Source organism: Pseudoalteromonas sp. GW168-MNA-CIBAN-0100, assembly GCF_040309225.1.
In the GTDB taxonomy this organism is placed as follows: Bacteria; Pseudomonadota; Gammaproteobacteria; order Enterobacterales; family Alteromonadaceae; genus Pseudoalteromonas; species Pseudoalteromonas arctica.
Map to the genome: position 1 here is coordinate 1 of NZ_JBEOOL010001204.1, position 229 is coordinate 229.

General features: G+C 39.3%; 1 protein-coding gene. It reads right to left on the reverse strand.

The features are described from left to right. Positions 1-229 (reverse strand): DUF3413 domain-containing protein (locus tag AAEY62_RS25225; RefSeq protein WP_350637251.1); only part of this gene is annotated, 229 nt, incomplete at both ends.

Below are 229 nucleotides of genomic sequence, written 5' to 3' on the forward strand. Positions count from 1 at the left end.
ATGCAAAACAAATCACTAAAAAAGAACCGGCATAACGGGCAAATTTAAATTGCTTCAAACGCCCTAAATGGTGCCAAGTAAAGTTACTAACCGTAAGCTGAAAACCTAAAATAAGTAATACAATACTGCCAGCTAGCAAGGTAGTGAGCGCAGGTGAATTTGTTAAGCGGTGCCACAACAACGAAATAATTTCAGGCAGTGCTGAGGCATTTAAGTGATAGCCTAAGTT